This is a genomic window from Streptomyces sp. NBC_00224, from assembly GCF_041435195.1.
In the GTDB taxonomy this organism is placed as follows: domain Bacteria; phylum Actinomycetota; class Actinomycetes; order Streptomycetales; family Streptomycetaceae; genus Streptomyces.
Genome location: NZ_CP108106.1, coordinates 5995540 through 6018988 on the forward strand (window position 1 = coordinate 5995540; position 23449 = coordinate 6018988).

At 70.7% G+C, this 23449-nt stretch carries 23 protein-coding genes and 1 riboswitch; of the genes, 9 read left to right on the forward strand and 14 right to left on the reverse strand.

The window, feature by feature from the left end:
• Nucleotides 1–107: 107 nt before the first annotated feature.
• Nucleotides 108–249, reverse strand: a riboswitch (cobalamin riboswitch).
• A gap of 212 nt (nucleotides 250–461) precedes the next feature.
• The 3 genes from mctP to OG965_RS26875 form a co-directional block, all read right to left on the reverse strand.
• On the reverse strand, nucleotides 462–2081 hold the full coding sequence (mctP, locus tag OG965_RS26865) for a monocarboxylate uptake permease MctP (protein WP_371654614.1): 1620 nt from the start codon (nucleotides 2079–2081) through the stop codon (nucleotides 462–464).
• Nucleotides 2078–2332 carry a DUF3311 domain-containing protein gene (locus tag OG965_RS26870; protein ID WP_371654615.1) on the reverse strand — a complete coding sequence of 85 codons (255 nt, stop codon included), beginning with the start codon at nucleotides 2330–2332 and terminating at the stop codon, nucleotides 2078–2080. Before OG965_RS26870 ends, mctP begins: the two co-directional genes overlap by 4 nt.
• 143 nt (nucleotides 2333–2475) lie before the next feature.
• Entirely contained in the window at nucleotides 2476–3240 is a 765-nt protein-coding gene (locus OG965_RS26875) for a GntR family transcriptional regulator (protein ID WP_371657072.1), read from the reverse strand.
• Nucleotides 3241–3523: 283 nt separating this feature from the next.
• Here OG965_RS26875 and OG965_RS26880 point away from each other — a divergent pair, with 283 nt between their 5' ends.
• From OG965_RS26880 to OG965_RS26895, 4 genes are all read left to right on the forward strand, one after another.
• Nucleotides 3524–4807: an extracellular solute-binding protein gene (locus OG965_RS26880; protein WP_371654616.1), complete on the forward strand. Its 1284-nt coding sequence runs from the start codon at nucleotides 3524–3526 to the stop codon at nucleotides 4805–4807.
• A gap of 79 nt (nucleotides 4808–4886) precedes the next feature.
• Complete coding sequence (locus tag OG965_RS26885; protein ID WP_371654617.1) at nucleotides 4887–5885, forward strand: carbohydrate ABC transporter permease; 999 nt, start codon at nucleotides 4887–4889, stop codon at nucleotides 5883–5885.
• A 29-nt stretch (nucleotides 5886–5914) separates the two neighbouring features.
• Nucleotides 5915–6769, forward strand: coding sequence for a carbohydrate ABC transporter permease (locus OG965_RS26890; protein WP_371654618.1), 855 nt, complete (start codon nucleotides 5915–5917; stop codon nucleotides 6767–6769).
• 8 nt (nucleotides 6770–6777) lie between these two features.
• Nucleotides 6778–8295, forward strand: coding sequence for a glycoside hydrolase family 3 protein (locus OG965_RS26895; protein ID WP_371654619.1), 1518 nt, complete (start codon nucleotides 6778–6780; stop codon nucleotides 8293–8295).
• 385 nt (nucleotides 8296–8680) lie between these two features.
• Here OG965_RS26895 and nagB read toward each other — a convergent pair whose 3' ends face one another.
• Nucleotides 8681–9466 (reverse strand): glucosamine-6-phosphate deaminase, encoded by a 786-nt coding sequence (gene nagB, locus OG965_RS26900; protein ID WP_371654620.1) that lies wholly within the window; start codon nucleotides 9464–9466, stop codon nucleotides 8681–8683.
• 157 nt (nucleotides 9467–9623) lie between these two features.
• Between nagB and OG965_RS26905 the strand changes: the two genes are divergently transcribed.
• Complete coding sequence (locus tag OG965_RS26905; protein WP_371654621.1) at nucleotides 9624–10694, forward strand: SIS domain-containing protein; 1071 nt, start codon at nucleotides 9624–9626, stop codon at nucleotides 10692–10694.
• Between the two features lie 29 nt (nucleotides 10695–10723).
• On the opposite strand, the gene OG965_RS26910 is transcribed toward OG965_RS26905, so the two are convergent.
• Nucleotides 10724–11476 carry an SDR family oxidoreductase gene (locus OG965_RS26910; RefSeq protein ID WP_371654622.1) on the reverse strand — a complete coding sequence of 251 codons (753 nt, stop codon included), beginning with the start codon at nucleotides 11474–11476 and terminating at the stop codon, nucleotides 10724–10726.
• A gap of 92 nt (nucleotides 11477–11568) precedes the next feature.
• Here OG965_RS26910 and OG965_RS26915 point away from each other — a divergent pair, with 92 nt between their 5' ends.
• The gene (locus tag OG965_RS26915) at nucleotides 11569–12171 is read left to right on the forward strand and encodes a TetR/AcrR family transcriptional regulator (RefSeq protein ID WP_371654623.1); all 603 of its coding nucleotides are present in this window, start codon (nucleotides 11569–11571) and stop codon (nucleotides 12169–12171) included.
• A gap of 294 nt (nucleotides 12172–12465) precedes the next feature.
• Nucleotides 12466–13932 (forward strand): sensor histidine kinase, encoded by a 1467-nt coding sequence (locus OG965_RS26920; RefSeq protein ID WP_371657073.1) that lies wholly within the window; start codon nucleotides 12466–12468, stop codon nucleotides 13930–13932.
• Between the two features lie 156 nt (nucleotides 13933–14088).
• Here OG965_RS26920 and OG965_RS26925 read toward each other — a convergent pair whose 3' ends face one another.
• Entirely contained in the window at nucleotides 14089–14346 is a 258-nt protein-coding gene (locus OG965_RS26925) for a WhiB family transcriptional regulator (protein WP_004937597.1), read from the reverse strand.
• A gap of 315 nt (nucleotides 14347–14661) precedes the next feature.
• Nucleotides 14662–15630 carry a diacylglycerol kinase family protein gene (locus tag OG965_RS26930; protein ID WP_371654624.1) on the reverse strand — a complete coding sequence of 323 codons (969 nt, stop codon included), beginning with the start codon at nucleotides 15628–15630 and terminating at the stop codon, nucleotides 14662–14664.
• Nucleotides 15631–15723: 93 nt separating this feature from the next.
• On the opposite strand from OG965_RS26930, the gene OG965_RS26935 reads away from it, so the two are divergent.
• Nucleotides 15724–16179 carry a hypothetical protein gene (locus OG965_RS26935; protein WP_371654625.1) on the forward strand — a complete coding sequence of 152 codons (456 nt, stop codon included), beginning with the start codon at nucleotides 15724–15726 and terminating at the stop codon, nucleotides 16177–16179.
• A gap of 68 nt (nucleotides 16180–16247) precedes the next feature.
• Here the strand turns inward: OG965_RS26935 and OG965_RS26940 are convergent, their stop codons facing one another.
• The 3 genes from OG965_RS26940 to OG965_RS26950 all read right to left on the reverse strand — a co-directional run bounded on the left by OG965_RS26940 (nucleotide 16248) and on the right by OG965_RS26950 (nucleotide 18185).
• Nucleotides 16248–17192 carry an RNA polymerase sigma factor SigF gene (locus tag OG965_RS26940; RefSeq protein WP_329401644.1) on the reverse strand — a complete coding sequence of 315 codons (945 nt, stop codon included), beginning with the start codon at nucleotides 17190–17192 and terminating at the stop codon, nucleotides 16248–16250.
• Nucleotides 17193–17206: 14 nt separating this feature from the next.
• Nucleotides 17207–17620, reverse strand: a complete 414-nt coding sequence (locus OG965_RS26945; protein WP_003966375.1) for an anti-sigma regulatory factor — start codon at nucleotides 17618–17620, stop codon at nucleotides 17207–17209.
• 304 nt (nucleotides 17621–17924) lie between these two features.
• Nucleotides 17925–18185, reverse strand: coding sequence for a UBP-type zinc finger domain-containing protein (locus OG965_RS26950; RefSeq protein WP_371654626.1), 261 nt, complete (start codon nucleotides 18183–18185; stop codon nucleotides 17925–17927).
• 40 nt (nucleotides 18186–18225) lie between these two features.
• Here OG965_RS26950 and OG965_RS26955 point away from each other — a divergent pair, with 40 nt between their 5' ends.
• The gene (locus OG965_RS26955) at nucleotides 18226–19824 is read left to right on the forward strand and encodes a Na+/H+ antiporter (protein ID WP_371654627.1); all 1599 of its coding nucleotides are present in this window, start codon (nucleotides 18226–18228) and stop codon (nucleotides 19822–19824) included.
• Nucleotides 19825–19833: 9 nt separating this feature from the next.
• On the opposite strand, the gene OG965_RS26960 is transcribed toward OG965_RS26955, so the two are convergent.
• From OG965_RS26960 to OG965_RS26975, 4 genes are all read right to left on the reverse strand, one after another.
• A complete protein-coding gene (locus OG965_RS26960) occupies nucleotides 19834–20736 on the reverse strand; it encodes a 1-aminocyclopropane-1-carboxylate deaminase/D-cysteine desulfhydrase (RefSeq protein ID WP_371654628.1) in 903 nt (300 codons plus the stop codon).
• Nucleotides 20737–20758: 22 nt separating this feature from the next.
• Nucleotides 20759–21349: an N-acetylmuramoyl-L-alanine amidase gene (locus tag OG965_RS26965; protein WP_371654629.1), complete on the reverse strand. Its 591-nt coding sequence runs from the start codon at nucleotides 21347–21349 to the stop codon at nucleotides 20759–20761.
• A 150-nt stretch (nucleotides 21350–21499) separates the two neighbouring features.
• On the reverse strand, nucleotides 21500–22699 hold the full coding sequence (locus OG965_RS26970; protein ID WP_371654630.1) for a globin domain-containing protein: 1200 nt from the start codon (nucleotides 22697–22699) through the stop codon (nucleotides 21500–21502).
• Nucleotides 22700–22824: 125 nt separating this feature from the next.
• Nucleotides 22825–23283 carry an Rrf2 family transcriptional regulator gene (locus OG965_RS26975; RefSeq protein ID WP_371654631.1) on the reverse strand — a complete coding sequence of 153 codons (459 nt, stop codon included), beginning with the start codon at nucleotides 23281–23283 and terminating at the stop codon, nucleotides 22825–22827.
• Nucleotides 23284–23449: the final 166 nt, after the last annotated feature.

Genomic DNA, 23449 nt, shown 5'->3' on the forward strand with positions numbered 1-23449 from the left:
CACGGGGCCTTGGGGAAGTGCGCGGGCACACGGACACACCCCCTCGGGGGTACGCCGCGTCCACATGCCCATTCCGCGAGGCCCGGACGTCTGGCACCCGGACCGGACGGCCAGGGCGCGCTGTCGGCAGGTCCTCGGACTGAACAGGTACGCAAATGCATACGAGTACACCGTTGCGGGACAGTTCCGGATTTGCACCGGATTCCCCTGCGGCGACAGCGAGCACGAGCATACATCTTGTGCCGCGCTGTGTTGGCACCCCCACATGTTGTGTCGCATCCGTACCGGAGCGTGTTTGTTGGGTAGTTGCTCGACTGCGGGCCGTCTTGGGCTGGTCGCGCAGTTCCCCGCGCCCCTAGACGCTTGCCGTACGCCGCAACCTGCGGGCGGTACGGGGCATTCCCCGGGCACGAAAACGGGCCGCCGGGGTTTCCCGGCGGCCCGATTTCCTGTTGCTCGTGTCAGTGCGTCGCGGCCGGGAGTTCCGTCTTGACGCCCGGGTCGCCCGCGTCCGCCGTGTAGTCCTCCGGGGACGTCTCGTCGACGCCGTCGGGGGCCTTCAGGGCTCGCAGGACCACCGTGAGGACGACGGTGACGGCGACGTTCAGGAGGAACGCGGTGAGGCCGATGTAGCCGATCTCACCGATGCCGGGGATGTTCTTGGAGCTGCCGCCGAAGTGCTTCTGGGTGGGCGAGGCGACCCCGTACGCGGCGAGCGTGCCGTACGCCATGCCCACCGCCCAGCCCGCCAGCAGCGCCCAGCGGTGGAACCAGCGGGTGAACAGACCGCCCACCAGGGCCGGGAAGGTCTGCAGGATCCAGATGCCGCCGAGCAGCTGGAAGTTGATCGCGACCGTCTTGTCCATGGTGAGGACGAAGACCAGCGCGCCGACCTTCACCAGGAGCGAGACCAGCTTGGAGACCTTGGTCTCCTGCGCCGGCGTGGCGTCCGGCTTGAGGAAGTCCTTGTAGATGTTGCGGGTGAAGAGGTTCGCGGCCGCGATCGACATGATCGCCGCCGGGACGAGCGCGCCGATGCCGATGGCCGCGAAGGCCACGCCCGCGAACCAGTCGGGGAACATGTCCTCGAAGAGCTGCGGGATCGCCAGCTGGCCGTTCTTGACCTTGACCCCGGCCGCGATCGCCATGAAGCCGAGCAGCGCGAGCAGGCCCAGCATCAGCGAGTACAGGGGCAGGATCGTGGTGTTGCGGCGGATGACGTTGCGGCTGCGGGAGGAGAGGGTCGCCGTGATCGAGTGCGGGTACATGAAGAGCGCCAGCGCCGAGCCGAGGGCGAGTGTGGCGTAGGTCCACTGCCCGGCCTCGGGGGGCACCAGGGCGCCCGTGGGCTTCCCGGCCGCGTTGGGCGTCTCGAACTTGTGCCGGGCCGCCGCGAAGATGTCGTCGAAGCCGCCGAGCTTGATCGGGATGTAGATGATCGCCACCAGGATGACGAGGTAGATCAGGCCGTCCTTCACGAACGCGATCAGCGCGGGCGCGCGCAGGCCCGAGGAGTAGGTGTACGCGGCGAGCACCGCGAACGCGATCAGCAGCGGCAGGTCCTTGAGGAACCAGTTGCCGGACCCGCCGATGCCCATCACGTCGAGCACCGCCTGGATGCCGACCAGCTGGAGCGCGATGTACGGCATCGTGGCGAGGATGCCGGTGACCGCGACCGCCAGCGAGAGGCCCTTGGAGCCGAACCGGCCGCGTACGAAGTCCGATGTGGTCACGTAGCCGTGCTTGTGCGAGACCGACCAGAGCCGGGGCAGGAACGTGAAGATCAGCGGATAGACGAGGATCGTGTACGGCACCGCGAAGAACCCGGCCGCGCCCGCCGCGTACACCGCCGCCGGAACCGCGACGAACGTGTACGCCGTGTAGAGGTCGCCGCCGAGCAGGAACCAGGTGACCCAGGTGCCGAACGAGCGGCCGCCGAGCCCCCATTCGTCGAGGCTCTGCTCGTTCTCGGCGCGGCGCCAGCGGGCGGCCATGAAGCCGATGACCGTGACGGCCAGGAAGAAGAAGATGAAGACGCCGAGCGCGACGCCGTTCACACCGTCGTTGGCTGCGAGAGTCACTTGCCCTCACCCGCCTTGCGGCCCTGCTGGTCGCGCTGCCACAGCTTGTACGCGAGCATCGTGAGCGCGGTCGAGATGACCACCCACAGCATCTGGTACCAGTAGAAGAACGGGATCCCGGCGAGCGCCGGGTCGGCCTTCGCGTACGAACCGACCCAGAGCATCGCCACGAAGGGCGCGATCAGGCAGAAGGCGATGACCACGCGCGCGGGCGTGATCACCGGTCTCCGCTCTTGCGTTGATTCCGGCATACGTTGGCTCCGTCCCCTCACTTCACCTGTGTAATGCGCAGGAAATCTAGGGGACGGATAACCGTCGCGAAAGCCCCGTCCGGATAGCGGACGTGGTGAAAGAGTGCGGAGTCGGTGCAGGCCGGAGGCTATTTCCGGCTATGTCAGTCGGTGGGTCGCTTCAGCCTCGCCACGAACTTGTACCGGTCGCCCCGGTAGACCGAGCGCACCCACTCCACCGGCTCGCCGTCGCCGTCCAGGGAGTGGCGGGAGAGCATCAGCATCGGCAGGCCCACGTCCGTGCCGAGCAGCCCGGCCTCGCGCGGGGTGGCCAGGGACGTCTCGATCGTCTCCTCGGCCTCGGCGAGCCGTACCCCGTAGACCTCCGCGAGGGCGGTGTAGAGAGAGGTGTACTTGACCAGGGAGCGGCGCAGCGCGGGGAAGCGCTTGGCGGACAGATGGGTCGTCTCGATCGCCATCGGCTCGCCGCTGGCGAGCCGCAGCCGCTCGATGCGCAGCACCCTGCCGCCCGCCGCGATGTCGAGCAGTCCCGCCAGCGTGTCGTCGGCGGTGACATAGCCGATGTCCAGGAGCTGAGAGGTCGGCTCCAGGCCCTGGGCGCGCATGTCCTCGGTGTACGAGGTGAGTTGCAGCGCCTGGGAGACCTTGGGCTTGGCGACGAAGGTGCCCTTGCCCTGGATGCGCTCAAGGCGCCCCTCGACCACCAGCTCCTGGAGGGCTTGGCGCACGGTGGTGCGGGAGGTGTCGAACTCGGCGGCCAGGGTGCGCTCGGGCGGCACCGGGGTGCCCGGCGGAAGGGTCTCCGTCATGTCGAGGAGATGCTTCTTGAGGCGGTAGTACTTGGGCACGCGAGCGGTACGGGCGCCGGCGCCCGCCTCTGTCTCCGTACCGCTCCCGTCGGTGGCCATGGCCCGCCTTCCCGAGTGCTGCGCTGCTGCCGTCACCGGCTCCTCCGTCTGTCGCGGCTCACATGGTGGCACGGACCGGTCACGGGTCGTCGCCCTCCCTCAGGTGTCGGTCCGATAACGGACGCGACAGCCCTTCTTATACACCCTTGACACCCCTAAAGGTCTAGGCCAAGCTCCCGGTACTGGTCTAAACCATTAAAGACCAGGTCCCAGCCCCACAGGCAGTACACGTCGTATGTCTTCGCGGTGGGTGGGGGGTTGCAGCATCCCTGAGGAGGGTGGCGTGAAGCGCAAGCTCATCGCGGCGATCGGCGTCGCGGGCATGTTGGTCAGCATCGCGGCGTGCGGCGACGACGACAAGAAGGACGACGGCGCCAAGGGCGGCGACGCCAAGTCGCTCACGGTCTGGCTGACCGTCGACGCCCAGAAGAACTGGCCGGACCTGGTCAAGGCCGCGGACGACGCGATCGTCGCCAAGCACCCGGGCCTGAAGATCAGCCACGAGTACTACGGCTGGCCGGACAAGAACGCCAAGCTCGACGCGGTGCTCGCCACCGACAAGGCCCCCGACGTGGTCGAGATGGGCAACACCGAGATGCTCGCCTACTCGGTCAAGGGCGCCTTCGCCGAGATCGACCCGTCGAAGTTCGACAACTCCTCCGCGTGGCTCGACGGCCTCAAGGCCTCGGTCTCGTACGGCGGCAAGACCTACGGCGTCCCCTACTACGCCGGTGGCCGCGTGGCGACCTGGCGCAAGGACATCGCCGCCGACGCGGGCGTGAGCGCCGCCCCGAAGACGTACACCGAGCTGACCGCCGACCTGGACAAGATCCAGGAGAAGAAGGGCGACAAGTTCAGCGCCTGGTACCAGCCGTCCCGCGACTGGTACGCGGCCATGTCGTACGTGTACGACGCCAGCGGCTCCATCGCCAAGGAGGACGGCGGCAAGTTCAAGGCGAACCTGTCCTCGCCGGAGTCCCTCAAGGGCCTGAACGAGTACAAGAACATCCTCGGCAAGTACATGCACGGCGACAAGACCAAGGACGAGGCCGACCGTCCGATCGTCTACGGCCAGGGCAAGTCCGCGCTGATCTTCGGTGCGGGCTGGGAGGGCGGCACCGCCGCCACCCCGGAGAACGACAAGGTCGGCAAGCTCGCCGACAAGCTGGAGAACTTCGTGATGCCCGGCCCGTCGGGCAAGGCCATGCCGGTCTTCCTCGGCGGCTCCGACCTGGCCGTGCCGGTCAAGTCCAAGGCGCAGGCGCTCGCCGCCGAGTGGATCAACGCGTTCACCGGCACCCAGGGCCAGAAGGGCCTGATCGCCAAGCAGAACCTGCCCAACAACAAGACGGACCTCGCTCCGCTGAAGGCGGACCCGAAGACGGCCGTCCCGGCCACCGCGGCCGAGTCCAGCTGGTTCGTGCCCATGGCCCCGGGCTGGGGCCAGGTCGAGAAGGCCAAGGTCCTCCAGGACATGCTGCAGGCCATCGGCACCGGCAAGAAGTCGGTCGAGCAGGCCGCGAAGGACGCGGACACCGCGATCGACAAGGTCATCAACACCAAGTGACCTGTGGGCGAGGGCCCCGTCGGAGAGCGACGGGGCCCTCGCCCGGCCAGTACCGGAGAGGGACCGCTAGGAGCGCGCGATGAGTGCCGCAGAGACAACCACCGCCAAGGTGCCGCCGGCGCGGCGCGACCCACTACCGGGTGGGGGATCCGGGAAGCCCCCCAAGGGGCCGGGCAGAAAGCGCAGTGCGGGACAGGCGGCGGTGCCCTGGGCGCTGCTCGCCCCCTGCCTCCTGGCGCTCGCCCTCGTACTGGGCTATCCGCTGGTACGCCTGGTCACCCTGTCCTTCCAGAAGTTCGGCCAGCCGGAGCTGTGGGGTTTCAAGGACCCCGAGTCGGTCGGCTTCGACAACTTCACCAACGTCCTGAGCGACAGCGAGTTCTGGACCGTCGTCGTCCGTACGGTCCTGTTCGCCTTCACCGCGGTCGTGCTGACCATGGTGCTCGGCATGCTGATCGCCCTGCTGCTCCAGCGGGTCTCCGGCTGGGTGAAGACCCTGGTCAACATCGCCCTGGTGGCGAGCTGGGGCATGCCGATCGTCGTCGCCATCACCATCTTCAAGTGGATGTTCGACAGTGACTTCGGCGTACTGAACTGGCTGCTCAGCCAGTTGCCGGGGGTCGACATGATCGGCCACAACTGGTTCGCCAGCGGCACCCAGGGCCTCGCCGTCATCATGCTGCTCGTGGTCTGGGGCGCGGTGCCGTTCGTCGTCATCACGCTCAGCGCGGGCCTCACCCAGGTCCCCAAGGAGCTCGAAGAGGCCGCCCGGCTCGACGGCGCCGGCTCCTGGGGCGTCTTCCGGCACGTCACCATGCCGATCCTCAAGCCCATCGTCGTGATGCTGGCGACCCTCTCGGTCATCTGGGACATGGGCGTCTTCCCGCAGGTCTTCGTGATGCGCGGCAACCACCCCGAGCCCGAGTTCCAGCTCCTCACCACGTACTCGTACGACAAGGCGTTCGTGGTCAACGACTACTCGCAGGGCTCCGCGATCGCGCTGCTCACCGTGCTTCTGCTGCTCGGTGTGATCGCCGTGTACATGCGCCAGATGCTGAAGATCGGGGACGTCGAGTGAGCGTGGCGAACGGAAAAGAGGGCGTAGCGATGGCTACCTCGAACCCGGCGCTCGCGCGCCCCCGCAAGAAGAAGTCCAAGCTCGGCTGGAACCTGCTCGGCCTGCTGGTCTTCGCCACCGCGGGCTTCCCGGTCTACTGGATGCTCAACACGGCGCTCAAGCCCGCCAAGGACGCGATCGACCCGAGCCCGCACTTCTTCCCCCGGTCCCTGACCCTGGAGAACTTCCGCCGGGCGCTGGACATCGGCGACTTCTGGGGTGCGATCGGCCGCTCGCTGATCGTCTCCGTCGTCGTCGTGGCGATCGGCATCGCGGTCGGCCTGCTCGCGGCGCTCGCCATCTCGCGGTTCGCCTTCCGCGGCCGCAAGATCGTGATCGTCGGCATCCTGGCGGTCCAGATGGTCCCGCTGGTCGCGATGATCATTCCGGTCTTCCTGCTCCTCAACGACCTCGGCCAGTACGACAAGCTGGCCGGTCTGGTCCTCACCTACCTCACCTTCATCCTCCCCTTCACGGTCTGGACGCTGCGCGGCTTCATCGTCAACGTCCCCAAGGAGTTGGAGGAGGCGGCGATGGTCGACGGGTGCAGCCGCACCGGCGCCTTCATCCGCGTGGTCTTCCCGCTGCTGGCCCCGGGCATGGTGGCCACCTCGGTTTACGGCTTCATCCAGGCGTGGAACGAATACCTCTACGCGCTCATGCTGATGAGCCAGAACCACCAGACCGCCACCGTCTGGCTGTCCAACTTCACCACCCAGCACGGCACCGAGTTCGCCCCCATGATGGCCGGCTCCACCATGATGGCCGTCCCCATCGTGGCTCTGTTCCTCCTCGTCCAGCGCAAGATGGCCGCGGGTCTGACGGCCGGCGCAGTGAAGGGATGACGCCGCCCATGACGACGATCGCACGCAGCACAGACACACTCACGCGCGACGCCCTGACCGTCCTGCAGCCCGGTTTCGTCGGCACCACCGCCCCCGACTGGCTGCTGCGCCGGATCGGCGAAGGCCTCACCTCGGTGGGCCTGTTCGGCCGCAACATCGCCACGGCCGCCCAACTGGCCGCCCTGACCGCCCAGTTGCGGTCCGAGCGGGACGACGTCCTGGTGGCCATCGACGAGGAGGGCGGGGACGTCACCCGCCTGGAGGTCCGTACGGGCTCGTCGTTCCCCGGCAACCTGGCGCTGGGCTCGGTGGACGACACGGACCTGACCCGCGCGGTGGCCCACGAGCTGGGCCGCCGCCTGGCGGCCTGCGGGGTCGACCTGAACTGGGCCCCGTCGGCGGACGTGAATTCGAATCCCGACAACCCGGTCATCGGAGTACGGTCCTTCGGCGCCGACCCGTACCTCGTGGCGCGGCACACCGCCGCGTACATCGAGGGGCTGCAGTCCGCCGGAGTCGCCGCCTGTACCAAGCACTTCCCGGGCCACGGCGACACGGCGGTCGACTCGCACCACGCGCTCCCGCGCATCGACGTGGACCTCGACACGCTCCACGCCCGTGAACTGGTGCCCTTCCGCGCCGCGATCGCCGCGGGCTCCAAGTCCGTCATGAGCGCGCACATCCTTCTCCCCGCGCTCGACCCGACCAGCCCGGCGACGCTGAGCCCGCGTGTCCTGACCGGACTGCTCCGCGAGGAACTCGGCTACGACGGGCTGATCGTCACCGACGCCGTGGAGATGCAGGCCATCGCCTCGACGTACGGGATCGAGCGCGGCTCGGTCCTCGCGATCGCGGCCGGGGCCGACGCGCTGTGCGTCGGCGGCGGCCTGGCGGACGAGGACACCGTGCTGCGGCTGCGGAACGCGCTGGTCGCGGCGGTACGGGCGGGTGAACTGCCCGAGTCGCGCCTCGCCGACGCGGCGGCCCGGGTACGCGCCCTCGCGTCCTGGACCCGGCAGGCCAGGGGGAACGTGGCGGGGCCGGGTGCGGAGAAGCAGGAGGGGACCGCGCCCGGCACCGACATCGGCCTGGTGGCGGCGCGACGCGCCCTGCGGGTGACGGGGACCGTGGACCCCCTGTCGTCACCGCCCTACGTGGCGGCGTTCACCCCCGTCGCGAACATCGCGGTCGGGGACGAGACGCCGTGGGGGGTTGCGGCGGAGCTGGCGGCGCTGCTGCCGGGGACGACGACGGGGACGTACGGGCCGTCCGCGGACCCGGCGTCGGTGCTGGCCGCGGCTGGGGACCGCCGGATCGTCGCGGTGGTCCGCGACGAGCACCGCCACCCGTGGATGTCCTCGGCCCTGGACGCGCTGCTGTCGGCGCGCCCCGACACGGCGGTGATCGAGATGGGGGTGCCGCAGGCTGTGGCGCGGGGTGCGGTGCATGTCGCCACGCATGGGGCGGCGAGGGTGTGCGGCCGTGCGGCAGCAGAACTCCTGTCCCCCACCCCACCCGCTTCCTGAAGCCCTGGGCGGGCGGCCGGGTGGGGGTTGAGCGGTGTTGTTGCCGGGGGCTGCGCCCCCGCACCCCCGAACGGGGCTTCGCCCCGGGCCCCGTGTTTGTCTGCGGGTTCGGTGGGGGCTGGTCGCGCAGTTCCCCGCGCCCCTAAAGGGGCACGGCAAAATTCAGCCCCTCCGGCGTTGAGGAGTGGGGTGCCCTAAGGGGCGCGGGGAACTGCGCGACCAGCCACGGACAGCCCGCAGACGAACGAGGTCCGGGGCGCAGCCCCAGCGGGGGTACCGGGGGCGAAGCCCCCGTGAGCGGGGTCCGGGGGCGTAGCCCCCGGGAAACCCACCTCACCCCCCACCCACCCCCGGAGGGTTTAGGGAACGGGCGGGGTGGGGTGCCCTACAAGCCCTGCCACGTCGGCTTGTTCGTGTATGTGTGGCGGAAATAGTGCGCGAGCTTCAGCTTCGACGCCGCCGCCTCATCCACGACCACCGTCGCATGCGCATGCAACTGCAGCGCGGACGCGGGGACGACGGACGCCACCGGCCCCTCCACGGTCTGGGCGACCGCCTCCGCCTTGCCCTCGCCCGTCGCGAGCAGCACCAGATGCCGCGCTTCCAGGATCGTGCCGATCCCCTGCGTGATCACGTGGTGCGGCACCTGCTCGATGTCGTCGTCGAAGAAGCGCGCGTTGTCGACCCGCGTCTGCTCCGTCAGCGTCTTGATCCGGGTGCGGGACGCGAGCGACGAGCACGGCTCGTTGAAGCCGATGTGCCCGTCGGTGCCGATCCCCAGGATCTGGAGGTCCACACCTCCGGCCGAGGCCAGCGCCAGGTCGTACGCCTCGCACGCCGCCTGGACGTCCGCCGCCGACCCGTCCGGCCCGATGAACGAGTCCGCGCCGAGCCCGAGCGGCTCGACGACCTGGCGGATCACCGTCGCGCGGTAGGACTCGGGGTGCCCCACCGGCAGTCCGACGTATTCGTCGAGCTGGCAGACCCGGGCCCGCGACACGTCCACCGCACCCGCCGCGACCTTGGCCGTCAGCGCGTCGTAGATGGGCAGCGGGGTCGAGCCGGTGGCCACGCCGAGAAGGGCGTCGGGCTTGCGGCGCCACAGTGCCGCGATGGACTCCGCGATGAGCTCGCCGCCCGCCTTGGCGTCCGGGACGATGACAACTTCCACGTGGGCCTGCCGATCTGGAGACGTAAAACTAACCAGGGTGGTATAGACCAATCTAGCAGAGCGGGCGGCCCTCCCGCTGGCGGTCGCGCCTTCTCCCATGGTCGACTGGAGGGGTTTCGGCAACGCGTACGGAGACCGCCATTTGGAGGCATTGCGCATGTCGTCGACGCAGAGCGAGAGACACAGCGAGCAGCCCGGCCGGATCATGCGCGGCGAGATGGCGGAGCAGCCCGCCGTACTGCGGCGGATCCTCGCCGACGGCGCGCCCCGCATCCGCGAGGTCGCGGCCGCGATCGCGGCGCGCAGGCCCCGCTTCGTCCTGCTGACCGCACGCGGCACCTCCGACAACGCCGCTCTGTACGCGAAGTACCTGATGGAGATCCGGCTCGGGATGCCGTGCGGGCTCACCTCGATGTCGACGATCACCGCGTACGGCGCCCGGCCCGACCTCAGCGACGTACTCGTCATCACCGTCAGTCAGTCCGGCGGCTCGCCCGACCTCGTCGACTCCGCCCGGGCGGCGCGCGGCGCGGGCGCGATCACGCTGGCCGTCACCAACAACGCCGACTCGCCGCTCGCGGCCGTCTCCGAGCACCACATCGACATCCTGGCCGGGCCGGAGAAGGCGCTGCCCGCGACCAAGACGTACACCGCCTCGCTGCTCGCCCTCTATCTCTTCGTCGAGGGCCTGCGCGGCGGCGACGTCTCGGCCGCCGAGGCGCTGCCCGAGCTCGCGGACCGGATCCTGGCCCGGCAGGACGAGGTGAGACAGCTGGCCTCCCGCTACCGGTTCGCCGAACGGATGGTCATCACCTCGCGGGGGTACGGCTATCCCACGGCCAAGGAAGCCGCCCTCAAGCTGATGGAGACGAGCTACATCCCCGCCCTCTCCTACTCCGGCGCCGACCTGCTGCACGGCCCGCTGGCCATGGTCGACAACATCTCGCCGGTGATCGCGGTGGTCACCGACGGCCGCGGCGGCCAGGCGCTCCAGCCGGTGCTCGACCGGCTGCGCGGCCGGGGCGCCGACCTCTTCGTCGTCGGGCCCAAGCCGCAGGTGGACGCGGCCTCGGCGGGATTCGTCCTGCCGGTCGAGGGCGTCCCCGAGGAGCTCCAGCCGATCCTGGAGATCCTCCCGCTCCAACTCCTCGCGTACGAGGTGACCATCGCGCGCGGCCAGGACCCCGACGCGCCCCGCGCCCTGGCGAAGGTGACCGAGACGCACTGATCGGGGCAGCGGCCGGCCCCCGGTACCCCCTACGGCAGCGACCCGCCCGTCGCGTCCACCCACTGCCCCGTCACCCAGCGCCCGTCCTCGGAGGCCAGGAACGCCACCACGTCCGCGATGTCGGCGGGGGTGCCGACGCGGCCCAGTGCCGACATCGCCGCCGCGCCCGCCCACGCCTCGTCGCTCGCGCGCAGCCACTCCGCGTTGACGTCGGTGTCGACGATGCCCGGGGCCACAGAGTTCACCGTGATGCCCCGGCTGCCCACGACCCTGGCCAGATCGCGGGTGAACACGTCAAGCGCGGCCTTGGTCATGGCGTACGCCATCAGGTCCGGCAGCAGCGCGGACCGCGAGGCGCCCGAGGAGATGCTGACGATCCGGCCGCCGTCCCGCATCCGCTCCAGGCCGAACCGGGCCAGGAAGAACGGGGCCTTGGTGTTCACCGCGAACAGCCGCTCGTACTCCGCCTCCTCGATCTCCCCGAACGCGCGGGCCGTGCCGATGCCCGCGTTGTTGACCAGGATGTCCACCCCGTCGGCGTGCCGGTCGAAGGCCGCCCACAGCGCCTCGGCGTCGCCGGGGACGCCGAGTTCCTGGCCGAGGGCGAAGGCCGAGCCGCCGGCCGCCTCGATCGCGGCGACCGTCTCCTTGGCGGCCGCCTCGTTGCTGCCGTAGTGGACGGCGACCCGCGCCCCGTCCCGGCCGAGCCGCTCCGCGATGCCCCGGCCGATGCCCCGGCTGCCGCCCGTGACCAGCGCCGTCCTGCCCGTGAGTGCGCCCATTGCGTACGTCCTCCCCGTGAATACAATTCTGTAGCGGTCGCTACAAAAAGAGAACGTAGCACATTATTTAGCGGTCGTTATAGAATTCGTCCATGACCACCGGACAGCGCGGCCGCCCCCGCTCCTTCGACCGGACCCGTGCGCTCGAACAGGCCACCCTCGCCTTCTGGGAACACGGCTACGAGGCGACGTCCGTCGCCGACCTGACCCGGGCCATGGGGATCGGCGCGCCCAGCCTGTACGCGGCCTTCGGCGACAAGAAGGCCCTCTTCGACGAGGTCGTACGGAGCTATGGGCAGACGTACGGGGCCTACATGGTCCGCGCGCTCGCCGAGGAGCCGACCGCGCGTGGGGCCATCGGGCGGATCCTGCGCGAGGCGGCGACCGAGTTCACCCGCCCCGGTCGGCCGCACGGGTGTCTGGCCGTCAGCGCCGCCGTCAACTGCAGCACCCGCGAGGTCGAAGAGGGCCTGCGCGAGCGGCGCGAAGCCAACATCGCGGAGTTCGAGCGCCGGATCGCCGCCGATGTCGCGGCCGGGAAGCTGCCCTCGGGGACCGACGCCCGCGCGCTCGCCCGATACACCGCCGCCGTGTTCCAGGGCATGTCCGCGCAGGCCAGGGACGGGGTGGGCGAGGCGGATCTGAGGGCGGTCGCCGAGTGCGCCATGCGCGGCTGGCCGGGCGGAGAGCCCTAGCCCCGAAGCCCCGCTCGTGGCAGGCTCGGCACTGGCCGGAGCAGGGCCCGTAAACGGATGGACATGAGGAATGGTCTAGTCCACAATGGCCCGAGCAGGCCTCCGGCCTCCCCGCACAGGAGGCCGGACCGAGGTACGCGGCGCTCTCTGCCCTGACAGCGCCGGGGACCTCCCGTAAGGCCGAGGGGCACCGCACACCCGTCGGCCGGCAGTTCCGGGCTGCGGTGCCGGACGGGCCGAGGGTCCCGACCCGGCGCCGTAGCCCGCGCGGGTACCCTCGCTGACGTGCCCTCCATGAACGATCTCGTACGTCAGCACACCGCTCTCAGTGAATCCGACCTGGAGTGGCTCCATCTGCTGGTCTCGGAGTGGCAGCTGCTCTCCGACCTCTCGTTCGCCGACCTCGTGCTGTGGGTGCCCACCCTGGACGGCAGCCGGTACGTCTCCGTCGCGCAGATGCGGCCCAACACCGGCCCCACCTCCTACCAGGACGACATGGTCGGCCACCTCGTCCCGCGCGGCCGCCGCCCGCTGCTCGACGCCGCGCTCGACGAGGGCCGCATCGTGCGCGAGGGCGACCCGGAGTGGCGCGAGGAGGTGCCGGTGCGGGTCGAGTCCATCCCCGTGCGCAGGGAGGGCCGCGTCCTCGGCGTGATCGCGCGCAACACCAATCTGCTCACTGTGCGTACGCCCTCCCGGCTGGAGCTCACCTATCTCCAGTCCGCCTCCGACCTGGCGCAGATGATCGCCGCCGGGTCCTTCCCCTTCCCGGGGCAGCAGGTCGACATGGACGCGTCGCCGCGCGCCGGCGACGGGCTGATCAGGCTGGACGCGGACGGCATCGTCCAGTACGCCTCGCCCAACGCCCTCTCCGCGTACCACCACCTGGGGCTCGCCTCCGACCTGGTCGGCCAGCACCTCGGTGAGCTCACCGCCCAACTCGCGCCCTCGCGCGGCCCGGTGGACGAGGCCATCGCCAAGCTGGCCAGTGGCTACGCCCCGCGCGAGACCGAGGTCGAGGGCAGCGGCGGGGTGATCCAGCTGCGGGCCATCCCGCTCAAGCCCAAGGGCACCCGCATCGGTTCGCTGGTCCTGCTGCGGGACGTCACCGAACTGCGCCGCCGCGAGCGCGAGTTGATCACCAAGGACGCCACCATCCGGGAGATCCACCACCGGGTGAAGAACAACCTCCAGACGGTCGCGGCCCTGCTGCGCCTGCAGGCCCGGCGGATCGACTCCGAGGAGGGGCGCGAGGCGCTGAACGAGGCGGTGCGGCGGGTCGGCTCGATCGCGATCGTGCACGAGACGCTCTCGCAGAACCTGGACGAGCGCGTCGAGTTCGACGAGATCGCGGACCGGGTGCTCGCGATGGTGGCGGAGATCTCCCCGGGCAAGGTCAGCTGCCGCCGTACGGGCCGGTTCGGCATCCTGGACGCCGAGGTCGCCACCCCGCTGGCGATGGTGCTGACCGAGGTGCTGCAGAACGCCCTCGAACACGCCTTCGTCCAGGGGGAGCAGGGCACGGTGGAGGTCTCGGCGGTGCGCGGCGGCACTCGCGACGACGCCCGGCTGCTGATCACCGTGCGCGACGACGGCCGGGGGCTGCCCGAGGGGTTCGACCCGCAGAAGGCCGGGAACCTCGGCCTCCAGATCGTCCGCACCCTGGTCGAGGGCGAGCTGGGCGGCGCCTTCGACATGGTGGCGGCTCCGGAGCGGGGCACCCAGGTGATGCTCGACGTGCCGGTGCGGGCGGACAAGTAACCCGTACGCCTACAGAACAGGCACAAACAGCAGCGAGCCCCGGACCGTTCACGGTCCGGGGCTCGAATGCTGTGGGTTACTACTGCGCGCTGCGGCTCGGGGGCGGTGAGTGCGTACTCGCTGTACGCGCCGCGCGGGCCTAGGCAGGAGGGGGGATCAGGCGGTCGCGTTGCGCGCCCGGTTGCGAGCGGCACGGCGCTTCATCGCGCGGCGCTCGTCCTCGCTGAGGCCACCCCAGACGCCGGAGTCCTGGCCGGACTCAAGCGCCCACTGCAGGCACTGCTCCATGACGGGGCAGCGGCGGCAGACGGCCTTGGCTTCCTCGATCTGCAGCAGCGCAGGACCGGTGTTGCCGATGGGGAAGAACAGCTCGGGGTCTTCCTCACGACAAACGGCGTTGTGACGCCAGTCCATGGCTGCTACCTCTCTTGGTGATGCGTATGGGTGCTTGTGAATGTGAACGCTTTCACGAATCCCCCCGCAAGGGAAGGGCCGACTTCCAGTTGGACTGGTTGTGGTCCTGAGTTGAGGAGGGGTTCTGGCTCTCACGGAGGCCGGTGTTGCGGGCCGTCCCGATCGCCATGTAGAGATTCGCAAACCTCGGCGGCGGATACAACCCCTTCAGGAAAGTTTTTTTTGATTCCTCGGTGTCGACTGGGTCACAGTCGTACTTCTATGGGGTGGGGCCTGGCCCAAACGTTCGAGTTAAAGGACTTTCGGCCCTTCCACTCACACAATCACACGCAGTGCACGGCGTACGCCTGTGAACGTCACGCTGGTACGCAGACCCAGGTGGTCGCCGTCCATCTGGAAGGGCAGCGGGGCCTTGGAATGCAAGGTGAAGTCCGTGAGGTCATGCAGTGAAACCGCGTGCTTGCCGTGTGGACCCTTCTCGGGGGTCGAGGTCAGCAGCTGGGTCGCATAACGGGCCGCCGCCGGGGTCGAGAGCCTGGAGAGCGAGAGCACGTCCAGGGCCGTCTCGAAGGATGCCTCCGGGGCCGCGTACACCGGGCGATTGCCCAGGTAGGTCCACGGGGAGGTGTTGCAGACTATCGACATCACCTGGTCCTCGACCGGGTCATGGCCGGGCCGCTCCAGGGTGATCGTGCCGTGCCGCCGGTGCTGCTCGGCGAAGAACTGGCGGGCCACCTGGCGGATGTAGAGGCTGTGTGTGGAGCGTCTGCCGCGTTCCCGCTGCTGTTCGACCCGGCCGACGACCCCGGCGTCGAACCCGAGTCCGGCGCAGAACGTGAACCAGCGGTCCGGGACGCCCTCGTCCTCGCTGCCCGGGGTGCCGGCCGCCAGGCCCAGGCTCACCGTGCGGCCGCGGCCCTCGCGCAGGGCGTCGAGCAGTATGCCGGTCGCCTCGACGGGCTCGTTGGGCAGTCCGACCGCGCGTGCGAAGACATTGGTGGAGCCGCCGGGGACCACCGCGAAGCTCGGCAGGTTCTCCGGGTCGGGGCCGTTGTGCAGCAGACCGTTGACGACCTCGTTGACCGTGCCGTCACCGCCGAGCGCCACGACCAGGTCGATGTCGCTGCTCTCCGCCGCCCGCCGCCCGAGGTCGCGGGCGTGCCCCCGGTACTCCGTGGTCACGGCCTCCAGCTTCATCTCGCTGGCCAGCGCATGGATGAGGACATCACGGGTGCGGGCACTGGTGGTGGTAGCCGCCGGGTTGACCACGAGAAGTGCACGCATGGGCGCCAGAGTACCTACCGGGCGGTACCGGGCACAGTCCAGCCCCCTCTCCCCGCTCCCGGAAGGGGCCCCGCCGAGGGCTACCCTGCTGGGGTGAGTACTGAGCAGCACCCTGACAGCGAGAGCGGCGCCGGCACCCTTGAGGGGCCGCGCCCCGTCCGGCTGACCCAGGCCGCCGCGATCGCCGCGATCGAGGGCCTCGCCCTGGTCGGCGGCGGCCTCTTCATGCTCGTGATGGGCCTGATGGGCAAGCCCGACCAGCCGCGGCAGGCCGAGACGGGCGGCGTGACGCTGATCGTCCTCGGCATCATCCCGCTGGTCGCGGCGCGCGGCCTGCTGCTGCGGCGCCGCTGGAGCCGGGGGCCCGCGCTGATCACCCAGATCCTGGCGCTGCCGGTCGCCTGGATGTTCCTGCACGCGGACGGGCCGGCGATGCCGGTGGGCATCGCCACGGCCGTGGTCGCGGTGACCGGCCTGGTCCTGCTGGTCAACCCGGCCACCGCGGAGGCGCTCGACGTACACGGTGCCCGCGGGACGCGTACGCCGTAGTCCGGCGGGGCACCCGGCGCCCGTGGGCTTGTGGCCCGGGCGCCCGCCCTCGGAGCATGTGGCGCGTCCTACTCCTCCACCAGCAGCTTCTCCCGCAGCTGGGCCAGGGTCCTGGCCAGCAGACGGGAGACGTGCATCTGGGAGATGCCGACCTCCTGCGCGATCTGCGACTGGGTCATGTTCCCGAAGAAGCGCAGCAGCAGGATCCGCTTCTCGCGCGGCGGCAGGTCCTCCAGGAGCGGCTTGAGCGACTCCCGGTACTCGACGCCCTCCAGCGCCTCGTCCTCCGCGCCGAGGGTGTCGGCGACCGCCGGGGACTCGTCGTCGGTGTCCGGGACGTCCAGCGACAGCGTGGAGTACGCGTTCGCCGACTCCAGGCCCTCCAGGACCTCCTCCTCGGAGATGCCCAGGCGCTCCGCCAGCTCGTGCACCGTCGGCGAGCGGCCGTGCTGCTGGGAGAGCTCCGCCGTGGCCGTGGTGAGGGCCAGGCGCAGCTCCTGGAGGCGGCGCGGCACCCGGACCGCCCAGCCCTTGTCGCGGAAGTGCCGCTTGATCTCGCCGACGACCGTCGGGGTCGCGTACGTCGAGAACTCGACGCCGCGCTCCGGGTCGAACCGGTCCACCGACTTGATCAGGCCGATGGTGGCGACCTGGGTCAGGTCGTCCAGCGGCTCGCCGCGGTTGCGGAACCGCCGGGCCAGATGCTCCACCAGCGGCAGGTGCATCCGGACCAGCTTGTTGCGCAGCTCGGCCTTCTCCGGCGAGCCGTCCGGAAGTTTGCGCAGCTCGATGAACATCGCCCGCGCCCCGCTGCGGTCCTGCGGATGGTGCTGCTGCGTGTGCTCGATGTGCTCGCTCATGTGGGCCGCCCGCTCTGCCTGCCGCGTCTGCTCCGCCACGGCCTCTAGGCCGTCAAGTCCGTCCACCGGGTGCGGCCGGGCCTGCTGCTCCGGAATACCGACGGAGCGCGGCACCTCCGGGTGCGTCTCGGGGATGCGCCTGTCGTCCCGCACCGGACCGTCCCCGCTCACGCCGGTCCGGGTCCCGCGCCGCGCTGTTTGTACAGGCTGATGGAGACCGTACGGTCGTCGGCGACGGTGGAGTCGACCTTGCCGGCGAGCGCGGAGAGCACCGTCCAGGCGAAGGTGTCGCGCTCGGGCGCCCGGCCGTCCGTGGTCGGGGCCGAGACCGTGACCTCCAGGGAGTCGTCGACGAGACGGAAGACGCAGCTCAGTACGGAGCCGGGAACGGCCTGCTGAAGCAGGATCGCGCAGGCCTCGTCGACCGCGATGCGCAGATCCTCGATCTCGTCGAGAGTGAAGTCCAAACGTGCCGCGAGACCGGCCGTGGCCGTACGCAGCACTGACAGGTAGGCACCCGCGGCCGGCAGCCGGACTTCCACGAAGTCCTGATTCCCGGGCTCGCCTGCGATCTGGGACACCCTCACCTCCAAGGTGGCACAAGCTCTCTCGGGCCCCGGCGGAGGGGACGCCTCCGGGGCCATGCGGTACGTAATGCGGTGATCGTCCGTCGTCCACGCGATCGTGGTGCTCGGGAGGGCGACGCTATCGCGATCCATGGTGCCGTGTCGCCGGGACCCCTCCCGGCAGCTGTCACTCATGGTAAGCATATGAGCACGGACAGTGGCTAGAGGTGTGCGGTGCCCAATTGCTGTGAACCGACGTCGGGTTGACGTACCCAGGCCGGAGACCGTCGAACCGTCCGGATCCTCCCGACCTCCCGCGTCACACCAGTACGTTGTCCACAAAGCACCAGCGCCAGTCCTCGCCCGCCTCCAGGGTGCGCATCACCGGGTGCCCGGTCTCCTGGTGGTGGGCGGTCGCGTGCCGCATCGGCGAGGAGTCGCAGCAGCCCACATAGCCGCAGACCAGGCACTGCCGTAGCTGTACGTAATGGGTCCCGGCGGCCAGGCACTGCGGGCAGGTCTCCGTCAGCGGCGCGGGCTCGGGGCGCGGCAGATCGGCAACGTGCGGGCACTCGCTCATGATTGCCAGGTTACGACGGTCCGGGTGTGAGGTGGCTGGGATGGACGCGTTGCCGCTGGTGGCACTGGTCGCGGCGAGCGCGGTGGTGGCCGGTGCCGCCCGCCGCACCCCGGTCCCGGCCCCGCTGCTCCTGGTCGCGGCGGGCCTCGCCGCCGCCTATGTGCCGGGCGTCCCGGACTACACGCTCGACCCGCACATCGTGCTGCCCCTGTTGCTGCCGCCGCTGCTGTACACGGCCGCCGTCGACAGCTCGTACCTCGATCTGCGGGCCAATCTGCGGCCCGTCGCGCTGCTCTCGGTCGGTTACGTTCTGTTCGCGACCGTGGCCGTGGGCTGGCTCGCCTATCTCGTGGTGCCCGATCTGCCGCTCACCGCCGCGCTGGTGCTCGGCGCGGTGGTCGCGCCGCCGGACGCGGTCGCGGCCACCGCCATCGCCCGCCGCCTCGGACTGCCGAGCCGGATCACCACGATCCTCCAGGGCGAGTCGCTGGTGAACGACGCGACCGCGATCACCGCGTACAAGGTGGCGCTGGCGGCCGCGGTCGGGGAGGGGGCCACCTGGGCGGGCGGGGCCGGGGAGTTCGCCCTCGCCTCCGTCGGCGGGATCGGGGTCGGGCTCGTCCTGATGGTGCCGATCCAGTGGCTGCGCACGCATCTGACGGAGGCGCTGCTCCAGAACACCCTCTCGCTGCTCATCCCGTTCGTGGCGTACGCGGCGGCCGAGCAGGTGGGGGCGTCCGGGGTGCTCGCGGTGGTGGTCGTCGCGCTGCATCTGGGCCACCGCTCCTGGCAGGTGGACTTCGCGACCCGGCTCCAGGAGGCGGCGGTCTGGAAGATGGTCGCCTTCGTCCTGGAGTCGTCGGTGTTCGCGCTGATCGGGCTCCAGCTGCCGGTGGTCCTCAAGGGGCTCGGCGAGTACCGGGTGGCGGAGGCGGTGCTGTACGCGACCGGGGTCTTCGCCGCGGTCGTCGCGATGCGGTTCGTCTGGGTCTTCCCCGCGACCTATCTGCCGAGGGCGCTCTCGGAGCGGATCCGCACGCGCGAGCCGGACACCGACTGGACGGCGCCGGTGATCGTGGGGTGGGCGGGGATGCGCGGGGTGGTCTCGCTCGCCATCGCCTTCTCGATCCCGCTGACCATGCACGACGGCAGCCCCTTCCCGGCCCGGAACCTGGTGCTCTTCCTGACCTTCACCACGGTCATCGCCACCCTGGTGGTGCAGGGGCTGACGCTGCCGCCGCTGATCCGGGCGCTCAAGCTGCCCGGGCGGGACGCGCGGGCCGAGACGCTGGCCGAGGCGCAGGCCCAGAACGAGGCCTCGCTGGCCGCCGAACGCCGTCTGGACGAGCTTCTGGCGGACGAGGCCAACGCGCTGCCGCCGCCACTGGCCGACCGGCTCCGCACGGTCCTGGAGCGGCGCCGCAACTCCGTGTGGGAGCGGCTCGGCGGGGTGAACGCGGTGACCGGCGAGTCGGCCGACACCACTTACCGCAGGCTGTCGCGGGAGATGATCGGCGCCGAGCGCGAGGTGTTCGTACAGCTGCGGGACGCACGCCGGATCGACGACGAGATGCTGCGGACGCTGCTGCGCAGGCTCGACCTGGAGGAGGCGGCGGCGTACCGGGAGAGCGAGTCGTGAGGACAGGCCCTAGAGCGGCTGCCCGGTGACGACGGCCGCGACCGCCGCCCCCTCGGGGAACGCGCCCTCCTCGGTGAGGGTCAGCAGTCCGTACAGCATTTTGGCGACATAGAGACGTTCCACGGGCAGCCGGTGGCGGGACTCGAAGTCGTCCGCGAAGGCGTCGAGTTCGGGGGTCGTACGGGCGTATCCGCCGCAGTGGAAGCGCTCGTCCAGCGACCAGTTGTCCCCGGCCGCCCCGAAGGTCTCGTGCTGCAACTCCCGTATCTCGCGCGCGAGGAACCCGCCCCGCAGCACCGGGAACCCGAGGGCCCGCTGCCCCGGGGCGAGCCCGGCGGCGAGGCCGGCGAGGGTGCCGCCGGTGCCGCAGGCCACCGCCACCATGTCGGCGAGGCCGTGCAGTTCGCGCCCGAGGTCCGTGCACCCGCGCACGGCGAGGGAGTTGCTGCCGCCCTCCGGGACGACGTACGCGGCCCGGCCGAACCGCTCGCGCAGCGCGGCCAGCACCTCCGGCTCGGCCTTGCGCCGATAGGTCGCGCGGTCCACGAAGTGCAGCCGCATGCCATCCGCAGCGCACCGGGCGAGCGACGGGTTGAGGGGCCGGTCGGCGAGCTCGTCGCCCCGGACCACGCCGACGGTGGGGAAGCCGAGGAGGCGGCCCGCGGCGGCGGTGGCGCGCAGATGGTTGGAGTAGGCGCCGCCGAAGGTCAGCACCGGCCGCCCGGCCGCCTCGCGCAGGTTCAGGGCGAGCTTGCGCCACTTGTTGCCGGGCAGGGCCGGGTGGATGAGATCGTCGCGCTTGAGCAGCAGACGGACGCCGTGGCGGGTGAAGCGCTCGTCCTCGACCGGTTGCAGAGGCGAAGGGATGCGCGGCTGCAAGGCGGCGGTGAGGTCGAGCGCTTCTTCGGTCATCTGCCCATTGTGACCGGCGCCCTCACTTCAGGCGCTCCTGGACCCGCTCGCGCAGCCAGTCCATGCCGAAGCCGCGCGGGTCGACCTTGCCGGGCTGCCACTCCTTGTGGCCGATCACCGACCGCTCGCTCCAGCCGTAGTGGCGGCAGACGGCCGCCGCGGCCTTCTCGATCGCCTGGAGCTGGGCCTCCGGCCAGGGGTCTTCGCCGTCGCCGAGGTTCTCGCACTCGAATCCGTAGAAGCGCGCGTTGCCGTCGGTGTCGGCCTGGTCGCAGGCCGGCGTGCGTTTCTCGGCGATCACCGCGCGCAGCACGTCGCCGTCACCCGCGCCGGCGTGGTTGGCGCGGCCGTTGCCGACCAGGTGGACCGTGCCGTCCTTGGTGATCACGCCGTGGCAGAGCGGGCCGGGCAGACTGTCGTAGCCGTCGTAGCAGATGCGAACGGTGGCGGCGGATCCCTGGGTGACGGTGTGGTGGATCATCACGCCGTTGAGCGGCCCCCAGGCGCCGTGCCCGGCCCGGTTGTGGGTGCGCCAGCCGTCGACCTCGACGACCCGGAGGCCTTCGGCGCGCAGGGCGGAGAGGAACTGGTCAGCCGACATGGGTGGGGCCATGGTCGACTCCTTCGGTGAGCGGTACCCCGGATTGCGGTACCTGGTGCGGTTCGGGCGGAATATCCCGTACCGCTTGTACCGGAACTTCCGTACCGGGGCGATCTGTTCGGACGGCGTGCGAGTCGATCCGGACAGATCGCCCGATTACGGTCAGTTGTGTGCGAGCCAGAGGTCGGGGCCGAACACTTCGTAGTGGATGTCGGCGGCCGCGACCCCTTTGTCGAGGAGCTGGGTGCGCACCGCCCGCATGAAGGGCAGCGGACCGCACAGGTACGCGCGCGTGCCGGACGGCACCGCGACCGAGGAGAGGTCCACCAGGCCCGTACGGTCGGCGGGGTGGTCGGATCCGGGCCGCTCGTACCAGAAGTGCGCCGCGGAGTTCGGGAGTTTGGCCGTCAGCGCCGCGTGGTCCTCGCGCAGGGCGTGGTCGGCGGGGGAGCGGTCGCCGTGCACCACGGTCACCGGGGCGCGGTGACCGGCGTCGGCCAGGTGCTCCAGCATCGACAGCATCGGGGTGCAGCCGATCCCCGCCGAGGCGAGCAGCAGCGGCGCCCCGCCGTCGTCGAGGACGAGATCGCCGTACGGGGCCGAGACGCGCAGCCGGTCGCCCACCTGCACGCGCGCGTGCAGGTGGCGGGAGACCTCTCCGTCCGGGGCCCGGTCCTCGCCCCGGACCCGCTTGACCGTGATCGAGCGGGTGGCGGAGCCGGGGGCGGAGCTGAGGCTGTACTGGCGTATCTGGCGGGCGCCGTCGGGGAGTTCGACCTGGACGGAGACGTACTGGCCGGGGCGGAAGCCGGGCGCCGGCGTGCCGTCGGCGGGGCGCAGCAGGAACGTGGCCACGTCGGCCGTCTCCTCGACGCGGCCCTCGACGGCCCACTCGCGCCACACGTCCCCGGCGGCCACGCCCCGCGCGGCGTAGAGCCGGGCCTCGATGGCGATCAGGGCGTTCGCCATCAGCCAGTACACCTCGTCCCAGGCGGCGGCGACCTCGGGCGTCACGGCCTCGCCGAGCACCTCGGCGATGGCGGCGAAGAGGTGCTCGTGGACCACGTCGTACTGCTCGGCCGTGATGCCCAGCGAGGCGTGCTTGTGGGCGATGCGGCCCAGCATCACGTCGGGGCGCTCGTCCGGGTGGTCCAGGAGGTGGACCGCGAAGGCCGCGATGGATCCGGCGAGCGCCTGCCGCTGGACTCCGGCGGCCTGGTTGCCCCGGTTGAACAGGTCGCGGAGCAGCTCGGGATGGGCCGCGAACAGCCGTGCGTAGAACCGCTCGGTGATGGCGGGGAGGGCCGCGCCGACGGCGGGCAGGGTGGCGCGTACGGTCGCGGCCGACTTCTCGGACAGCAAGGGGACTCCTCTTTAATTGGAATCTAATACTCGTATTTTTGCTGTGGAGCGGGACCCGGGACGGGACCCGGGACGGGACCCGGGACGGGACCCGGGACGGGACCCGGGGGCGGGGCGACGGTGCCTCAGTCGTCCGTCCGGCGCCCGCCCGTGAGCCCGATGAGCAGCGGGCCGGTGGGCGAGGTGACGAGGTCGGCGACGGTGATCGGGTCCAGGGAGGCGCAGAACGCCTCCTGGGCGCGGCGCAGCGCCCCGCGCAGCCGGCACGCCGAGTTGAGCGGGCACGGGACGGCCCCCTCGCACTCGACCACGTCCCCGGGTCCCTCCAGTTCGCGGACCAGGCCGCCGACCGACGCCCGGCGGCCCGCCGGGGTGAGTGCGAGCCCGCCGCCGCGGCCGCGCCGTGCCTCGATCAGGCCGAGGTGCTGGAGCCTGGCGACCACCTTCGCGGTGTGCGTATAGGGCACCCGCATGGTCTCGGCCACCTCGCGGGTGGTGGGCGGGGTCTCCCGGTCGCCCTCGTCGGCGACGGCCAGCCGCATCAATACGCGAAGCGCCAGGTCCGTGAATCTCGTCAGCCGCATGGCAGCAGCGTAGATAACTTGCATATGCCGTGCAAATTTGTGGCCGGAACCGCGGGGGTGCCCCGCCGGGAGAGCGCAACCTGCCCCGCCGAACACCGTTCTAGTCCCACTCATTTGTGTAATGGCGCCCGCACGGTCCGTGCTGGAAGGCTTCTCGCGCAGGTCA

Excerpts from the sequence above, each read along its gene's own strand:
- OG965_RS26950 (WP_371654626.1), bottom strand. The coding sequence starts at position 18,185 with ATGAGCGAGTGCCCGCACGTTGCCGATCTGCCGCGCCCCGAGCCCGCG.
- OG965_RS26915 (WP_371654623.1), top strand. The coding sequence starts at position 11,569 with ATGACCACCGGACAGCGCGGCCGCCCCCGCTCCTTCGACCGGACCCGT.
- OG965_RS26870 (WP_371654615.1), bottom strand. The coding sequence starts at position 2,332 with ATGCCGGAATCAACGCAAGAGCGGAGACCGGTGATCACGCCCGCGCGC.
- OG965_RS26910 (WP_371654622.1), bottom strand. The coding sequence starts at position 11,476 with ATGGGCGCACTCACGGGCAGGACGGCGCTGGTCACGGGCGGCAGCCGG.
- OG965_RS26930 (WP_371654624.1), bottom strand. The coding sequence starts at position 15,630 with ATGCGTGCACTTCTCGTGGTCAACCCGGCGGCTACCACCACCAGTGCC.
- OG965_RS26875 (WP_371657072.1), bottom strand. The coding sequence starts at position 3,240 with ATGGCCACCGACGGGAGCGGTACGGAGACAGAGGCGGGCGCCGGCGCC.
- OG965_RS26905 (WP_371654621.1), top strand. The coding sequence starts at position 9,624 with ATGTCGTCGACGCAGAGCGAGAGACACAGCGAGCAGCCCGGCCGGATC.
- OG965_RS26885 (WP_371654617.1), top strand. The coding sequence starts at position 4,887 with ATGAGTGCCGCAGAGACAACCACCGCCAAGGTGCCGCCGGCGCGGCGC.
- OG965_RS26895 (WP_371654619.1), top strand. The coding sequence starts at position 6,778 with ATGACGACGATCGCACGCAGCACAGACACACTCACGCGCGACGCCCTG.
- OG965_RS26955 (WP_371654627.1), top strand. The coding sequence starts at position 18,226 with ATGGACGCGTTGCCGCTGGTGGCACTGGTCGCGGCGAGCGCGGTGGTG.
- OG965_RS26890 (WP_371654618.1), top strand. The coding sequence starts at position 5,915 with ATGGCTACCTCGAACCCGGCGCTCGCGCGCCCCCGCAAGAAGAAGTCC.
- OG965_RS26925 (WP_004937597.1), bottom strand. The coding sequence starts at position 14,346 with ATGGACTGGCGTCACAACGCCGTTTGTCGTGAGGAAGACCCCGAGCTG.
- OG965_RS26975 (WP_371654631.1), bottom strand. The coding sequence starts at position 23,283 with ATGCGGCTGACGAGATTCACGGACCTGGCGCTTCGCGTATTGATGCGG.
- OG965_RS26960 (WP_371654628.1), bottom strand. The coding sequence starts at position 20,736 with ATGACCGAAGAAGCGCTCGACCTCACCGCCGCCTTGCAGCCGCGCATC.
- OG965_RS26920 (WP_371657073.1), top strand. The coding sequence starts at position 12,466 with ATGAACGATCTCGTACGTCAGCACACCGCTCTCAGTGAATCCGACCTG.
- OG965_RS26965 (WP_371654629.1), bottom strand. The coding sequence starts at position 21,349 with ATGGCCCCACCCATGTCGGCTGACCAGTTCCTCTCCGCCCTGCGCGCC.